This window comes from Paenibacillus prosopidis, assembly GCF_003337375.1.
GTDB classification, from domain to species: Bacteria; Bacillota; Bacilli; order Paenibacillales; family Paenibacillaceae; genus Pristimantibacillus; species Pristimantibacillus prosopidis.
The window spans coordinates 249,276-261,802 of the sequence record NZ_QPJD01000002.1 but is presented as its reverse complement, the minus strand read 5'-3'; the positions used below and the strand labels follow the sequence as shown (position 1 = coordinate 261,802).

Here is a 12,527-nt window from a genome sequence, read left to right as displayed (position 1 = left end):
CGAAGGCGGGATGCGGTATGTTTCAGCATATGTTTTCATCCATGAATCAAATGCTTGATCAAATTATTGAACAGTATCAAGATGCAGGCGAACAGGAAAAGCAGGAATATGTGAAGCAAATGAACGAGCTGAAAAAAATGAGTGATACGTTCATTGAACAATGGCTGGAGTTCGAGGAGAAATTCGCTGATTTTAAGGAAAAGCTAATTGTACTTGAATCAAACCAAACAACTTCGACTGAAGAACATGTGCAGAAATTTCCTGTGAAAGCAACTCAGACCTGCAATGCGGCCGATTTAGAAATTCCAAATGAGGCTGCGCCGATTATTTCCAAAGGACAAGGCTATTATAAGTTATTTATGTTTTCTCAGGCAGCCGTGCAATTTCAATCGGTGATCGTACAAACGCCTGAATGTAATTTGGCCCGGCTGTTTTTGGGCATGACTCACATGCATTTGCAAAATTGGAACGAGGCACAGCGGCATTTTCAACTGTTGATTGCACTAACGGACTTTCCCAAATGGCTGGCAATGGGCTATAATGCGCTAGGGTGCATTCAAGCGGTGCACATGAACTTGGCGCAAGCAGAGAAATTATTCAAGAAGGCGCATGATGCCTGTCCGAGCTTCAAGGATCCGCTTAATAATTTGAAATCATGCCAAGAAACGCCCCAGCAATTATCGTTATATTTCGGAAGCACGGAGCTGTGCTGTTTGTGAGAGGATCGGGGAATAAATGAAATTTGCAGTATTGGACTTAGAAACGACGGGACACGGCTCGGAGGATGACATTTTGCAGGTCGGGCTGGTCATCGTTTCGGATGAGCTTGAAATTATCGATACGTTTAGCTCCTTTGTTCGGCCTAATATACCAATACCGGCTTTCATAACTCAATTGACGGGCATTGATGATACGGTGGTAGCGGAAGCTCCGGAGCTTAACGAAGTACTTGTCAAGCTTATTCCGCAGCTTGATGACGCAGTGCTCGTCGCTCATAATGTCGGGTTCGACGCTGGTTTTCTTAATCAAGCGCTTGACCGCTCAGGCTACCACATGTTTGCAGGCCGCAGGCTGGATACCATTGAATTATTACGCATTTTATATCCAACCATTACTACGTATCAGCTCGGTGCTGTTTCAGAGCTATTCGGCATAACGCATGACCAGCATCATCGTGCCGACAGCGATGCAATGGCTACCGCTTTATTATTTATCGAAACAGTGAAAAAGCTTCGCAAAATGCCGCTGCTCACATTGCAGCGGCTATCCGCGCTTATTGATGACGGCAGTGATCTTAGTTGGTTTATTAAGCTGACACAGCAGAAGATGGAATTTCATACCGTATTCGAATCGAATGAGTTTGATTACTTTAATCAGTTTGCTTTAAAGGCGAGGGAATGGACGGATGAGCAGCCGCCCCGCAGCGGCAGCGGCACTGAAGAGCCTTTAAAAGACGTGGCCTTCGACAGCTATTTAGCCGATGTGAAGCAGCGATTTGAGCAGAAGTTCGAAAATTACGAAGAGCGGGAAGCACAAGCTGCAATGTTCCAAGAGGTATACAGCGCGCTTAACAGCAATAAGCATTTGCTTATTGAGGCAGGGACGGGAACAGGGAAATCGCTAGGTTACTTAATACCCGCATTATATTATAGTATCCAAAACGGTAAAAAAGTAGTTGTGAGCACCCATACCATTAACTTGCAGGAGCAGCTCAGACAACGTGATTTGCCGCTTTTGGAAGAGGTGCTTCCTTTTGATTTTAAAGCTTCCATCTTCAAGGGCCGCGGCAACTACTTGTGTTTGCGTAAATTTGAAGGGAAAGTGAATACAAAGGATCTCGTATCGCCGATTGAAGACACAGTCACAGCCGCTCAAATGGTCGTATGGCTTGGCGAGACGGAAACCGGAGATCAGGAGGAGCTTAATTTCGGCAACAAAGGCGCCGATTTCTGGTCAACTGTAGAGAGTGACGCGGATTCCTGCTTGAACCGCGCATGCCCTTGGTTCAAACGATGCTATTATCACCGCGCGAAGCATGAAGCGAATATCGCCGACGTTTGCATTACAAATCATTCGATGTTGTTTACCGATATCCAGGCTGATCACCGTTTGCTGCCCTCCTACACACATCTCGTTATAGATGAGGCGCATCATGTTGAAGAGGTGGCAGGCAAGCATCTTGGGATGCAAATCAATTATTTTTCTTTAACTCAAGCTGTTTTACGATTATTCAAGGATAATCGTTCAGGCTTGCTTCCCGCGCTGCGGCAAAAGCTGCTGCATGAGGATAATGACCATCAGACAGCTTGGATCGAAACGATCGATACGGTCATTCCTATTTTCCAGGAGGTCAAAGAACATTGGGATAAGCTGTTTGAGATGTTCTACAGCTTTACTTCCACATCCTCAGACGGTCAGACCGATAACGGTCAAGCGGTATGCCGCTTGAAAAATAATTTACTGCCAGCGGGCTGGGAGGATGCGGTGACCGTTGAAGCAAATGTACATACCGAGCTTAACCGAGTCGTACGTACTGTTGATAAAATGGTAACCGATATTAAAGACCGAATCGATGATTCAGCCGTGCAAGCCATTATTACCGATCTGAACGGTGCAGTTCGCGATTTAACGCGTGTAAAGGATGAGCTGCGCACATTTATCAAATTAGAGCTGGCCGATTCCGTTTTTTGGATTGAAGCGAGCAGCATATATCGTTACCGGTCCGTGCAATTATATGGCATGCCGGTTGATGTGAGCGCCCAGCTGCAAAAGCATTTTTTCGATGTGAAAGAGAGCATTGTGCTGACGTCAGCCACTTTGTCCGTGCAAAAATCATTTCAATATGCAGAAGAGCAGCTCGGTTTGAACGGTTATGAGGAGCAAGGCAGACTGAAAACGGTACAGCTTCCTTCACCTTTCAATTACCGGGAGCAGGCGCTCGTCGTTATTCCACGGAACTTTCCTGTATTAAAAGGAGCATCCGTAGATACCGCTTATCTGGAGATGTTAGTGAAGTCGCTTGCCGATTCGGCAAAAGAAACAAAGGGCAGAATGCTGGTGTTGTTTACGTCCTATCGTATGCTCAAACAAGTGTATGAACCGCTGAAGGATCAGCTTAGCGAAGCAGGAATCGGGGTACTTGGTCAAGGCATTGACAGCAGTAACCGGACAAAGCTGACCAGGCGGTTCCGCCAGACGCCTGAATCGGTACTGCTTGGTACAAGCAGCTTCTGGGAAGGTGTTGATATTCCTGGCGAAGCATTGATATGCTTAGCTATTGTAAGGCTCCCGTTTCAACCTCCGAACCATCCGCTCGCGGAAGCGAAGGCTGAAATGCTGCAGCGCTTAAAACAAAATCCTTTTATGAAGCTATCGATTCCGCAAGCGGTTATCCGCTTTAAGCAAGGCTTCGGACGCCTTGTGCGGACCGCTCAAGACAAAGGAATCGTAATCATATATGATACAAGAGTAATCGATACGTATTACGGTAAACATTTCTTGTACTCACTGCCGGGTCCTAAAATCGAAACCATGCACACGGATCAAATGGTACCGAGGATGAGGGAATGGCTGGAAGCCAAGCAAGAGGAGCCGATGGGGGTTCAAGCTGCTCCAAGTTCGGAGGAGGAGAAGCGATGAAGCAAGCGAAAATTTCGGAAGCTGTCGTCAGGCGGCTGCCTATTTATCTCCAAGTATTAAACGAGATGCATCTCCGGGAAATTCAAACGGTGTCATCTCAAGAGCTGGGCGTCAAGCTTGATTTGAATCCGGCACAAATACGGAAGGACCTTGCTTATTTTGGTGAATTCGGTCGCAAGGGAATTGGTTATGACGTCGTCTATTTGATCGAAAAAATCCGTCAAATATTAAAGGTCGATCAAACGATTAAGGTCGCATTAGTCGGAGCGGGCAATTTGGGTCATGCTTTATGTAACTATAATAAGTACTCCAAGGATAACATGCAGATTACAGCAGTCTTCGATGTTCATCCCGGCAAAATCGGTTCCAGCATTAATAACTTACGGGTATTGCCTATGAGTGAACTTGTAAAAACGGTTGAGGAGCAAAAAATTCGAATCGGTATTATAACAGTTCCTGCTTTTGAAGCGCAAAATGTCGCGAATCAATTTATTGAAGCGGGTATCGAGGGAATATTAAACTTTGCTCCTGCCATTTTGAGAGTTCCCGAGGAGGTTCGGATTCATAATGCGGATTTCACGAAGGAATTGCTAAGTTTAGCCTATTATTTAGGAAGAGAAGGAGACGCGCAGGATGAGTCAGATTTGGATTGAAAACGGTTTGTTTATTACAATGGATGATGCTCAGCCAACGTTTAAAGGACATATGGTCGTAACGGATGACCGCATTACTTACCTAGGAACAGAAGCGCCGCAGCAGCTTGCCGAGGGCGTGCAAAAAATGGACGGCAGCAAATTAGCGTTCTTGCCGGGGCTTATTAACACGCACGGTCATGCTGCTATGAGCTTGCTTCGCGGCTATTCGGATGATCAGAACCTTCAGGTGTGGCTGGAGGAGAAGATGTGGCCGATGGAAGGCAAATATGTCGATCAGGATACGCGCGCGGGCAGTGCTCTTGCTATTGTGGAAATGCTGCGCAGCGGTACGACTTCTTTTGTTGATATGTATGACCGGATGGACCAGGTTGCGCTAATGGTCGAGCAGTCGGGCATGCGCGGTTGCTTGACACGCGGTGTAATTGGTCTTTGCCCTGCAGATGTGCAGGATGCGAAGCTAGCTGAAGCCATTGCATTCGCGCGGGATTGGAACGGAAAAGCAGACGGCCGCATTACGACGATGATATCGCCGCATGCTCCATATACCTGTCCGCCAGATTATATTGAGAGATTTGTTCAAGCTGCGCATGATTATAACTTACCGCTTCATACGCATATGTCGGAAACGATTACGGAAGTCGAACAAAACGTCCGCGACTACGGCCTTCGTCCAGTCGAGCATTTGGATCGTCTCGGCTTCTTCTCGCGGCCGGCTTTGGTGGCGCACGCCGTTCACCTAAACGATACGGAAATTGGCCTGCTTGCAGCAAAAGGAGTTTCTGTATCCCATAATCCTGTTAGCAACCTCAAGCTGGCAAGCGGGATTGCCCGCGTTCCGGAGCTGCTCCGGGCCGGCGTAACTGTGTCTCTTGGCACAGACAGCGTCGCGAGCAACAACAATTTAGATTTGTTCGAAGAAATTCGTTTTGCCGCATTGCTTCATAAAGGCGTGTCCGGCGACCCTACCGCAGTACCGGCACTGGAAGCCTTAAAGATGGGAACCGTGTACGGAGCGCGTGCTATCTGGCAGCAAGAGGATATCGGAAGCCTACAGGAAGGGAAGAAGGCTGATTTTATTGCGATTGATATCGAGCAGCCACACTTCTATCCTAAGACAGACATCGTCTCGCATCTCGTATACTCCGGTTCTGGCCGCGACGTGAAGCATGTGTGGGTTGACGGACGTCAAGTTGTCCGGAACGGTGAGTGCACATTGCTGGACGAAGAAAAAATTCGTTACGAGGCGCAAGCGAGCTTCGACCGCTTGTTGCAAGCCTAATGCGATTGATTGCCAAGAAACGCCCGCCGTTCATGACGCTGCAGCGCTGGCTGTTCGTTAGTGCAGCTGCCTTGCTGCTTTTCATTACGGTGTTCTTCATTTATTTCCGTGACATTCAAATGCCGCAATGGTCGGCTATAAGCGATGCTAAGGCAAAAGCTGCTGCTGCTGCAAATCTTGTCGAGGTTGAGAACATCTATAAGCATGTATGGAATACGGAGAGCTGGATCGTAGAAGGAATTGATGAAGAAGCTAACGAGGTATTCGTATGGATAACCGAGGATAAGCAGCCTGAAATCATTAAAGCTTCCGACAGCGTTTCTTCCCGATCGGTAAAGGATTCCTTTACAGCCTCCAAACCGGATGCTGTGGTGAAGCGAATTCAGCCGGGTCTGCTGGACGGTGAGCCGGTCTGGGAAATTTTTTATTCGATCGGTCAAGGGCCGTCCCATTATTTTTATGAATTTTATACATTTGACAGCGGTACACTCATTAGTGTCTACCGGCTGCCTGCCAAAACGGAGCCTTGAGGCTCCGTTTCCTATTTTTACACAGCCTTTCTTACAGCAAAATATGATATACTTTCGTATAGCGTAATTGATATACGGAAAGACATACAAGCTAGGGAAGGGGTAATTTGATTATGATGAGACCGCGTATAATACCCGTTATCATTACAGCTGCTGTGTCAGCTTCTATATTTTTCGGTGGATGGGCTATATACAATCAAGTGGCCGTTGCAGCCCCTTTAGAGGAAGCTGTAAAGGAAATAGAAGGCGTGGTTTCAGCGAAGAAGCCAATAATGAACAGCGAGCAAGTAACGGTTGAGTTAGAATTATCAACTGACGCAAATGTTAGAACGATATATGAAACGATTGCAGCAAATGGTAAGGATGTATTTGGTGACCGTAAGCTTGAGCTTGAAATTAAATCGAATCCAAGCAAGCAGCTTGATGAGCTATGGTATGCCTCTTTGTTTAAGGTTGCGGAAGCAATGGAGAAAAAGTCTTATTCAGATATCCCAAATGCGATGAACGAAGCAGCTAAGGCTTATGAAGATGTTACCGTGTTGACAGAGATGGATGAAACAAATGTGTATATAACGATTAAAGATTCGTTGTCTGCCAAATATGTCGTGCTTCCACGCACACCTGTGCAGTTGGAGGTGTGGTCGAATGCGTAAATATGCATTAGAGATCGCCATTGGATTTGTTCCTGTCCTTATTCTATTTTTAATATTTATAGGAGAAAATGTGCTGCCAATCCTGTTTTTTGGCATATTAGGATTCGCAGTTTTCTATTCGATGCGAAGCAAAGGGAAGTTGACGGCACTGCCTAGCCGAAAGCGGCTTCCCGCAACAAAAGCGGCTCCATTTTCATTCGATCAAATCGGAGGGCAGGAGCGGGCCAAGCAGGAGCTTGTAGAGGCGCTGGATTTTCTTGTTCGGCAAGAAGAGATCGCGAAGCTTGGCATACGTCCATTGAAGGGGATATTGCTGTATGGTCCTCCCGGAACGGGGAAGACACTGCTGGCAAAAGCGGCCGCACATTATACGGATTCCATCTATTTGACTGCTTCAGGCAGTGAGTTCGTAGAAATGTATGTGGGCGTCGGAGCTGGCCGGGTACGTGATTTGTTTAAAGAAGCGAGAACGAAAGCGAATAAAGCTGGAAAGAGCAATGCGGTTATCTTTATCGATGAGATTGAGGTTATCGGAGGTAAGCGGGATGGCGGTCAGCAGCGGGAATACGATCAAACGTTGAATCAGTTGTTGACTGAAATGGACGGTATTCACGCTAACGAATCACCGCGCATATTATTGATTGCGGCAACGAACCGTAAGGAAATGCTGGATAGCGCACTGCTTCGTCCGGGACGCTTTGACCGGCATATCGGCGTCGATTTGCCTGATAAAAAGGGCAGGCTGCATATCTTGAATATTCATGCAAAAAATAAGCCAATCAGCGACAGCGTTGATATGGAGCGTATTGCCGCAGAATCATTCGGTTTCTCCGGGGCTCAGCTTGAAAGCGTCATGAATGAAGCTGCCATATATGCGATGCGCGAGAATAGCGGGACCATTGAAGAGAAGCATCTATCCATGGCGATTGATAAAGTAATGATGGGCGAGAAAACGGACCGGGAAGGAACGAAGGAAGAGCGGGAGCGTGTTGCTTTGCACGAGCTTGGACATGCCATTACAGCAGAGCTAATCCGGCCGGGCAGCGTATCGCAGGTAGCTTTATCCCCTCGCGGACAGGCACTCGGGTACGTCCGCCATAATCCGCAGCAGGATCGTTATTTGTATACAACATCATTTCTGCATGGTCAAATAATGATTGCTCTGGGAGGGGCAGCCGCGGAGGAAATCTTCTATGGTAACCGCAGCACGGGCTCGCGCGGCGACTTTGAGCAATCGATAAGCATTGTGAAGACGCTCGTTGAATCGGGCTTGACCGAGCTAGGTATTATAGATTCCTCGATGATGACACCGGAGGCTTGGGCACGCATCAACCGTACGATTTTGGATGAACTGATGATCAGAACAAAATCGTTGCTCGAGGAGAAGCGTGAAGTGTTTACACATTCCTTGCATACGCTGCTTCGTGAGGAAACGTTAAGCGGAAATGAATTCCGGATCCTATTAGATCGGTATTCAGCTGCATAAAACGTTTACAATATTACAATTTGAAGGCGGAGCGTCTGTCCGCCTTCTTTTTTTGATGAAATTCGTTATAATAAGATTGAACCACATCATCAGAGAATGTTTCTCATTAGGTTATAAGACGCATTCTCCCCACCTAGAAGGAGTTATTTACATTGAACATAAAAAAGGTCGGCGTTGTCGGAGTCGGAACGATGGGACAGGGCATAGCGGAAATGCTTGCTTCCAAAGGATTGGATGTTATTATTGTCGAGCGCTCTGACGAACGTCTTGCATACGGAAAGCAAATGATTGAAATTAGTTTGGATAAGCAAATCGAGAAATGGGCGATCACGATGGCGGAGAAAAAGCTCATCATGAACCGCATCGAGCCGACGCTCAGCTACGAGGAACTTACTGATTGCGAGCTTGTTATCGAGACGATAACAGAAGACTTGGATAGCAAAAAGGCTATATTTGAAGAAATCGACCGCATTTGCGGAGCGGATGTTATTTTGGCAAGCAATACGTCAACGCTCAGCTTGACGGAGCTAGCGAGTGTAACGCAGTATCCGGACCGCGTAATCGGCATGCATTTTATATATCCGGTGTTCAAGATCGACTTGGTTGAAATTGTACGGGGATTGAAAACGTCCGAGGATACGTTTGCAAAAACGAAGCATTTTGTTGAAGAGGTTATTAACAAAAAAGGCGTTATGGTATTTGAATCTCCCGGATTCGTCACGACTCGCCTCATTTGCTTATTCATCAATGAAGCGCTGCACGTATTAGAGGAGGGGGTTGCATCTGCAGAAGATATTGATAATGCCATGCGAATCGGCTACTCCTTCCAGCATGGACCTTTCGAAATGTGTGACCGCTTCGGTTTGGATTCGGTGCTAGCCGCGCTTGACCGTATGTTCCGCGAATACGGCGAACTGAAATACCGTCCATCGATCGTACTGAAAAAAATGGTGCGTGCCGGACATCTTGGCGCCAAATCCGGAATCGGATTTTTTAAATACGATAAGGATGGAGACAGAATCTAATGAAAGTACTTGTCATCAATGCCGGAAGCTCTTCTTTAAAATATCAGCTTTACGATATGCGGGACGAATCGGTGCTTGCGAGCGGCCGTGTTGAGCGTATCGGAATGGATTCCTCCATTGTCACGCACGAGCCGGCAGATAAGCCGGAGGTTCGCCAAGTCAGTGAAATTTTAGACCATGTAACGGCGGTTAAGCGTGTTGCCGAGATGCTTACTCATCCGGAGCATGGCGCTTTAACTCATATGAATGAAATTGAAGCGGTCGGTCATCGGGTTGTGCATGGAGGAGAGGCGTTCAGCAGCTCCGTTCTCGTTACGCAGGAGGTCAAACTGGAAATCCGCAGGCTCTTCGATCTTGCGCCTCTTCATAACCCTGCACATATGATGGGGATCACCGCGGTAGAAACGAACATGCCGGATGTGCCGCAGGCGGTCGTATTCGATACGGCCTTCCATCAGACTATGCCAAACACGTCCTATTTGTATCCTATACCGACTGTACTTTACCGCCGCCACAAAATTCGCAGATACGGCTTTCACGGCACTTCTCATTCCTATGTTAGCGGACAAGCTGCCGATTATTTGGAGAAGCCGATTGAATCGCTCAAAATGATAACATGCCACATCGGCAACGGTGCGAGCTGCGCGGCTATTTTAGGCGGCAAATCGTTTGACACCAGCATGGGAATGACTCCGCTCGAGGGGCTGATGATGGGCACGAGAAGCGGCGATCTGGATCCGGCTATCGTTCCTTTTGTCATGAACAAAGAAGAATTGACTTTAAATGAAGTTAATTCTATGCTTAACAAACATAGCGGCATGCTTGCCGTATCCGGCATTAGCAGCGATATGCGAGAGGTCACCGAAGCGATGCACGAAGGCGACAAGAATGCGAAGCTTGCTTTTGACATGTACACGTACCGTTTGAAAAAATATATCGGCGCTTATGCAGCGGCGATGAACGGTCTCGATACGCTTGTGTTTACAGCAGGCGTCGGTGAAAATTCCGTTGCCTTGCGAAAAGCGGTGTGCGAGGGAATAACCTTTCTCGGCATTGACCTTGACGAAGAACGGAATGAGGAACGACGGAAGGACGTGCGGGAAATTTCGAAGATCAGCTCCCGAGTGAAAGTGCTCGTTGTCCCAACGAACGAGGAGCTATTGATTGCGAGAGATACTTATAATCTTGTCAAAAAATCCAAGACATCGTAATTGGATCATATAGGGAGGCAGCAGGCAGTGAACAACGAGATTTGGAAGGCGTATTCGCACGGGATGGCAGCTGCGCTGCAGGAGGGCGGTGTGCATGTGTCCGCTATGCTTCTTCGCACTTACCGCCAGCTTGAATTGTCGGATACGGAAGCGATGCTGCTGCTGCAAATCATGGTTTACATGGAAGCGGATTTGAATGATTTTCCTACGCCGGAGGAGCTTGCCGATCGGATGGGAATTTCAGTCCGGGAGGTCGGCCAAATGCTTGGCCGATTAATGAAGGATGAGTTTCTAACGATTGACGAGTATGTTGACAGTGGTTCAGGCAAGCAATCTGAGCGGTATAACTGGAACGGATGGCTGCTAAAGGCGGCGCAGCTGACCGCTGAGCAGAAGCGGGAAACTCGGAAGGCTGAGCGCCAGCCGATGAGGAACCACTCTGCTTCGTCAGCTGACCTGTTCAGCGTGTTCGAGCAAGAGTTCGGTCGATTATTGTCACCTATGGAATGCGAGACGATTACCGGTTGGCTCGATCAGGACCGTTACACCGACGAAATCATTCGTTTCGCGCTCAAAGAAGCGGTATTTGCCGGTAAGCTAAGCTTGCGGTATATTGACCGGATCCTAATCGAATGGAGCCGTAACCGGGTAACAAATGCGGACGAAGCGCGCGCTCATGCGCAAAAGTTTCGGGGAGGAAGAGGCTAGGCCGAGAGGCTTGGCCTTTTTTTTGAAATACGGGATGCGACATCCTTTAAGGGACGGGGTTCATGCCCCTTATTCAAGCGTTTTTCTGAGAATAACGGATCCTCTGTCCACCTATACCAATTTTATACTCTTTTTTTCTTTAATAACGGATTCTGTGTCCGTACGTCCCGCCCTCACATCAAATATTAGTCTCAGACAGCATAAAAGATTTGAGCCAAATGGTAGCAAAAACAGGCCTCAAGGGTTAGGGAGTTTCGACGCGTCTACTATGGTTTGATTGCACAGAGTATGCAAGTATTCCCCCACAGACTTTCTGTTACGACAGAATATCCGTTGTCTTCAAGGCTATGAACAAGCTCAGGAAGTGAAGAAGTGGTTACAAGCGGCAGTTCATGCTTAACCGATTGTTCCGGCTCCTGCTCGGACATTAATCCGGTAATGACGATACGTCCGCCAGGCATAAGTACACGATCCATTTCTTCGAGAGCGAGTAATTGCTGTGAATGGTTTAAATGATGCATGGCAAAGGTACATCCGATAAAGGAGTACGATTGGGAGGTTAGCGGGAGAGTAAGCAAATTGCCTTGCTTTGCGTCGACAAGAGGCAACCGGTTGCGCAAGATGGATAGCATCTCGGTCGATTGCTCAATGACTGTCAGCTTTACTCCGGCGGCAGCGAGAAGGACCGACAAGTTTCCGCTGCCTGCTCCAAGCTCCAAGCCTGGCTCACCCGGTCGGGGATCAAGCCATTCAACTGTGCGCCCAAGCGCCTGCTCGTATTGCTGAGCGGTTAACTCCCCTTCCAAGGTAGCTTGCGGGGCGTCTTGTCCATATCGCAAAGCAATCTCGTTATAATTCCACTGATCGCTCCACGACGAACGAAGCTTTCGATTTTGTCTAATTCGTTCGGCGGTCTGTTCGGCATGCACAAGCTGAGCAGAGCCTCCTTGCTGCCATGCCAATAAGGTCTCGTCGAGTGCTTGAAGAGCTTCGGTAGCGGAAACCCATTCTTCATACAACGATGCGCGGGCACCGTCTATCTTGCAAATGAATGCTTCCGGCTCATCCATCGAATTTAAAGCTTCGATTATAGCGGAGACGGGCATTCCCAGCTCTCGCAGCGTTACAATCCAGCGCAACCGCAGGAGATCATCATCGGAATAGGTCCGGTATCCGTTAACTGCTTCCTTATGCGGCTTAATAAGCCCTTTTTCTTCGTAAAACCGCAGCGATCTCGGTGTTACTCCAAGCAGCTTTGCTGCCTCATGCACCTTCATGACGGATCCCCTCCTCCTGCCATTTTGAACTTTAACGTTACGTCAAAGTCAAGTCCTTTCCTG

At 47.8% G+C, this 12,527-nt stretch carries 11 protein-coding genes; 10 read left to right on the top strand and 1 reads right to left on the bottom strand.

Going from position 1 to position 12,527, the window contains the following annotated elements; genetic code table 11:
• The first annotated feature begins 17 nt into the window (after window positions 1–17).
• The 10 genes from DFP97_RS03435 (at window position 18) to DFP97_RS03390 (ending at window position 11,187) form a co-directional block, all read left to right on the top strand.
• On the top strand, window positions 18–719 hold the full coding sequence (locus tag DFP97_RS03435) for a tetratricopeptide repeat protein (protein ID WP_114378570.1): 702 nt from the start codon (window positions 18–20) through the stop codon (window positions 717–719).
• A gap of 16 nt (window positions 720–735) precedes the next feature.
• Entirely contained in the window at window positions 736–3,639 is a 2,904-nt protein-coding gene (gene dinG, locus DFP97_RS03430) for an ATP-dependent DNA helicase DinG (protein ID WP_114378569.1), read from the top strand.
• Window positions 3,636–4,292, top strand: a complete 657-nt coding sequence (locus tag DFP97_RS03425; protein ID WP_114378568.1) for a redox-sensing transcriptional repressor Rex — start codon at window positions 3,636–3,638, stop codon at window positions 4,290–4,292. Before dinG ends, DFP97_RS03425 begins: the two co-directional genes overlap by 4 nt.
• Complete coding sequence (locus DFP97_RS03420; protein WP_114378567.1) at window positions 4,273–5,574, top strand: amidohydrolase; 1,302 nt, start codon at window positions 4,273–4,275, stop codon at window positions 5,572–5,574. Before DFP97_RS03425 ends, DFP97_RS03420 begins: the two co-directional genes overlap by 20 nt.
• A gap of 5 nt (window positions 5,575–5,579) precedes the next feature.
• The gene (locus tag DFP97_RS03415; RefSeq protein WP_147275015.1) at window positions 5,580–6,104 is read left to right on the top strand and encodes a DUF5590 domain-containing protein; all 525 of its coding nucleotides are present in this window, start codon (window positions 5,580–5,582) and stop codon (window positions 6,102–6,104) included.
• 113 nt (window positions 6,105–6,217) lie between these two features.
• Window positions 6,218–6,757 carry a hypothetical protein gene (locus tag DFP97_RS03410; RefSeq protein ID WP_114378565.1) on the top strand — a complete coding sequence of 180 codons (540 nt, stop codon included), beginning with the start codon at window positions 6,218–6,220 and terminating at the stop codon, window positions 6,755–6,757.
• On the top strand, window positions 6,750–8,243 hold the full coding sequence (locus DFP97_RS03405) for an AAA family ATPase (protein ID WP_114378564.1): 1,494 nt from the start codon (window positions 6,750–6,752) through the stop codon (window positions 8,241–8,243). Before DFP97_RS03410 ends, DFP97_RS03405 begins: the two co-directional genes overlap by 8 nt.
• 152 nt (window positions 8,244–8,395) lie before the next feature.
• Window positions 8,396–9,268, top strand: coding sequence for a 3-hydroxyacyl-CoA dehydrogenase family protein (locus tag DFP97_RS03400; protein ID WP_114378563.1), 873 nt, complete (start codon window positions 8,396–8,398; stop codon window positions 9,266–9,268).
• On the top strand, window positions 9,268–10,479 hold the full coding sequence (locus DFP97_RS03395; protein ID WP_114378562.1) for an acetate/propionate family kinase: 1,212 nt from the start codon (window positions 9,268–9,270) through the stop codon (window positions 10,477–10,479). Before DFP97_RS03400 ends, DFP97_RS03395 begins: the two co-directional genes overlap by 1 nt.
• A gap of 27 nt (window positions 10,480–10,506) precedes the next feature.
• Entirely contained in the window at window positions 10,507–11,187 is a 681-nt protein-coding gene (locus DFP97_RS03390) for a DnaD domain protein (RefSeq protein ID WP_245975885.1), read from the top strand.
• A gap of 266 nt (window positions 11,188–11,453) precedes the next feature.
• On the opposite strand, the gene DFP97_RS03385 is transcribed toward DFP97_RS03390, so the two are convergent.
• On the bottom strand, window positions 11,454–12,464 hold the full coding sequence (locus DFP97_RS03385; protein ID WP_114378561.1) for a MerR family transcriptional regulator: 1,011 nt from the start codon (window positions 12,462–12,464) through the stop codon (window positions 11,454–11,456).
• Between the last annotated feature and the right edge of the window lie 63 nt (window positions 12,465–12,527).

Bases quoted from the DNA above. Each gene is read 5' to 3' on its own strand.
- DFP97_RS03435 (WP_114378570.1), top strand. From the start codon at position 18: ATGTTTCAGCATATGTTTTCATCCATGAATCAAATGCTTGATCAAATT.
- dinG (WP_114378569.1), top strand. From the start codon at position 736: ATGAAATTTGCAGTATTGGACTTAGAAACGACGGGACACGGCTCGGAG.
- DFP97_RS03425 (WP_114378568.1), top strand. From the start codon at position 3,636: ATGAAGCAAGCGAAAATTTCGGAAGCTGTCGTCAGGCGGCTGCCTATT.
- DFP97_RS03420 (WP_114378567.1), top strand. From the start codon at position 4,273: ATGAGTCAGATTTGGATTGAAAACGGTTTGTTTATTACAATGGATGAT.
- DFP97_RS03410 (WP_114378565.1), top strand. From the start codon at position 6,218: ATGATGAGACCGCGTATAATACCCGTTATCATTACAGCTGCTGTGTCA.
- DFP97_RS03405 (WP_114378564.1), top strand. From the start codon at position 6,750: ATGCGTAAATATGCATTAGAGATCGCCATTGGATTTGTTCCTGTCCTT.
- DFP97_RS03395 (WP_114378562.1), top strand. From the start codon at position 9,268: ATGAAAGTACTTGTCATCAATGCCGGAAGCTCTTCTTTAAAATATCAG.
- DFP97_RS03385 (WP_114378561.1), bottom strand. From the start codon at position 12,464: ATGAAGGTGCATGAGGCAGCAAAGCTGCTTGGAGTAACACCGAGATCG.